We start from the raw sequence: 2792 nt of genomic DNA, 5'->3' as shown, positions 1-2792 counted from the left end.
GCGGCCGACGCGGCGGTCGGCGCGGCGAGGAGCCCGCAGGCGACGAGGGCGGCGCCGGCGAGTGCCGCGCGCAACGAGGTGAGCTTCATGGACGAGCCCTTTCTGAGCAGGCGGCGGCGGTCCCCCCGAACGGTCGCCGCGCCGCGATGATGCGAATGTCGGGAAGCGTGGCACACGTCCCCCGTTCGGGGGGAGGGTCCGACGCATCCTTCGCGGAAATCGAGAACCCACGGGAGGGATCCGGAAAATCCTCCCCACGTACGACCCGTGCGGGGTACATTCATCGTTTGGCCACCGGAATCCCCGGGCCGCCATGGAGCCGTCCGCGCACGGCGCCGCTCAGGTGAGCAGCGGCATCCGCACAGCCGGCTCACACGCGCGCGTATGCGAGGATGTATCGTCCAGCTCGGACGCATCACCACACCTCCCGAGGAGCCATCGCTCGCATGTGCGGCATCGTCGGCATCGTCTCCACCGAGCCCGTCAACCAGCAGATCTACGACAGCCTCCTCCTCCTGCAGCACCGCGGGCAGGACTCGACGGGCATCGCGACGGCCGACGGCCCGATCTTCCACATGCACAAGGCGCGCGGGCAGGTCCGCGAGGCGTTCCGCACGCGCGACATGCGCTCGCTGCTCGGCCGGATGGGCCTCGGGCACGTGCGCTACACGACGAAGGGCGCCGCCGAGCGCGAGGAGGAGGCGCAGCCGTTCTACGTGAACGCGCCGTACGGCATCATCCTCGTGCACAACGGCAACCTCACGAACACGCGCGAGCTGTCCGAGGACCTCTTCCGCATCGACCGCCGCCACGTGAACTCCACGAGCGACACCGAGATGCTGCTCAACGTGCTCGCGACCGAGCTGCAGGGCCAGATCACCGGCCTCGAACTCGACCCCGACCAGGTGTTCAACGCGGTCGCGCAGGTGCACGAGCGCGTCGAGGGCTCGTACGCGGTCATCGCGATGATCGCCGGCCACGGCCTGCTCGCGTTCCGCGACCCGTTCGGCATCCGACCGCTGATCCTCGGCAGGCGCACGACGGAGTCCGGCAAGGACGAGTGGATCGTGGCATCCGAGTCGCTCGTGCTCGAGAACGGCGACTACGAGGTCGTGCGTGACGTCGAACCCGGCGAGGCCGTCTTCATCACGACCGAGGGCGAGATGATCTCGCGCCAGTGCGCGAGGAACCCGCGCCTCATCCCCTGCTCGTTCGAGTACGTCTACCTCGCGCGTCCCGACTCGATCATGAACGGCATCTCCGTCTACGAGGCGCGCCTGCGCATGGGCGATCGCCTCGCGAACACCATCGCGACGCACATGGACCACGGCGACGTCGACGTGGTCATGCCGATCCCCGACTCCTCACGGCCCGCCGCGATGCAGGTGGCCCAGAAGCTCGGGATCGAGTACCGCGAGGGCTTCTACAAGAACCGCTACGTCGGCCGCACGTTCATCATGCCGGGGCAGGCCGCGCGCAAGCGCTCGGTCCGGCAGAAGCTGAACGCGATGGGCACCGAGTTCAAGGGCAAGAACGTGCTCATCGTCGACGACTCGATCGTGCGCGGCACGACCTCGAAGCAGATCGTCGAGATGGCGCGTGCCGCCGGCGCGAACAAGGTGACGTTCACGTCGGCCGCGCCGCCGGTGCGCTTCCCGCACGTGTACGGCATCAACATGCCGAGCCGCGCCGAGCTCGTCGCGCACGACCGGAAGATCCCCGAGATCGCGCGTGAGCTGGGCGCCGACCACATGATCTACCAGGAGGTCGCGGACCTCCAGGCGGCGATCACCGAGGGGACGTCGATCGACAGCCTCGACCTCTCGTGCTTCACGGGCGAGTACGTGACCGGCACGGTCACGCCCGAGTACCTGGAGTGGGTCGAGCGCACGCAGCTCAGCTGACGCGCGGCTCGCCGCTCACAGGCTGCCCTCGGTCGGACCTGCGACGCTGATCGCATGGGCGAGTACGCCGAGTACCTCGGGATCTACGACGCCGACGGCGGCGTGCGGGGCGACCTCGCCTACATCGTCGGCCACCTCCTGGGCACCAGGGAGTGCGCGCTCTGCGACATCACCCACACCTGGCGCCGCAAGCCGGAGTGGGACGCCATGGTGCTCCGCGTCGGGGTGCCGTTCACCCTCCGGCACCGCAACGAGGTGACGGATGCCGGAGCATCCGCCGCCCTCGCGGACGCGGGCCTGCCGGTCGTGCTCGGCCGCGATACGGCGGGCACGTGGCATCCGGTCCTGCGGCGGGCCGACCTCGAGCGTGCGCAGGGCAGCGTCGAGGAGTTCGAGCGGCTGCTGCTCGCCGCCCGTGACGATCAGTCGTCCCGGTCGTCGTCGACGTAGTGCGTCGACTCGTGCTCGGCGACGGCCGTGCCGCGGCGCTTCGCGAGCACGCGGTCGATGACGAGCGCGGTGACGCCGCCGAGCGCGAGCCCGCCCGCGCCGCACCACAGCAGCAGGAAGCCGAACACCTGCCCGCGGTCGAACTGGTCGTTCTCGGGGAACGCGAACGTGAGGATCAGCGCGACCAGCACGCCGAGCGCGGCGCCGAGCAGGAGGAAGCTGCCGTAGCGCGGAGACCGGCGCACGGTCACGGCGTCGCTCGTCACGTCGGTCTCGAGGCGCTCGCCGGCCTCGGGATCGACGTCCATGCGCTCGACCTTGGGGAGTGCGTCCTCGCCGGGCGCGCCCTCGTCCGCCGTGGCCGCGTGCTCGACGGATGCTCCGGGGCCGGCCGGGCCGTCGGCGGCGGTGACGGATGCCTCCGGCTCGACGGGCGAC

The 2792-nt window shown here is 70.4% G+C and carries 3 protein-coding genes; 2 read left to right on the top strand and 1 reads right to left on the bottom strand.

Annotated elements, in window-relative coordinates; translation table 11 throughout:
* The first annotated feature begins 446 nt into the window (after positions 1-446).
* Entirely contained in the window at positions 447-1904 is a 1458-nt protein-coding gene (gene purF / locus ESO86_RS14930; protein WP_129235692.1) for an amidophosphoribosyltransferase, read from the top strand.
* A gap of 54 nt (positions 1905-1958) precedes the next feature.
* Positions 1959-2354 (top strand): hypothetical protein, encoded by a 396-nt coding sequence (locus tag ESO86_RS14925; RefSeq protein WP_129235691.1) that lies wholly within the window; start codon positions 1959-1961, stop codon positions 2352-2354.
* On the opposite strand, the gene ESO86_RS19820 is transcribed toward ESO86_RS14925, so the two are convergent.
* On the bottom strand, positions 2327-2792 hold a 466-nt coding region (locus ESO86_RS19820), incomplete at its 5' end, for a hypothetical protein (RefSeq protein ID WP_207207167.1). The two genes, ESO86_RS14925 and ESO86_RS19820, sit on opposite strands and share 28 nt — an antisense overlap.

It is taken from the genome of Agromyces binzhouensis (assembly GCF_004135055.1).
In the GTDB taxonomy this organism is placed as follows: Bacteria; Actinomycetota; Actinomycetes; order Actinomycetales; family Microbacteriaceae; genus Agromyces; species Agromyces binzhouensis.
Note: the sequence above shows the minus strand (reverse complement) of the source record. Positions and strands in the feature narration are given on the sequence as shown.

Coding starts and splice junctions, on each gene's coding strand:
- purF (WP_129235692.1), top strand. CDS start 447: ATGTGCGGCATCGTCGGCATCGTCTCCACCGAGCCCGTCAACCAGCAG.
- ESO86_RS14925 (WP_129235691.1), top strand. CDS start 1,959: ATGGGCGAGTACGCCGAGTACCTCGGGATCTACGACGCCGACGGCGGC.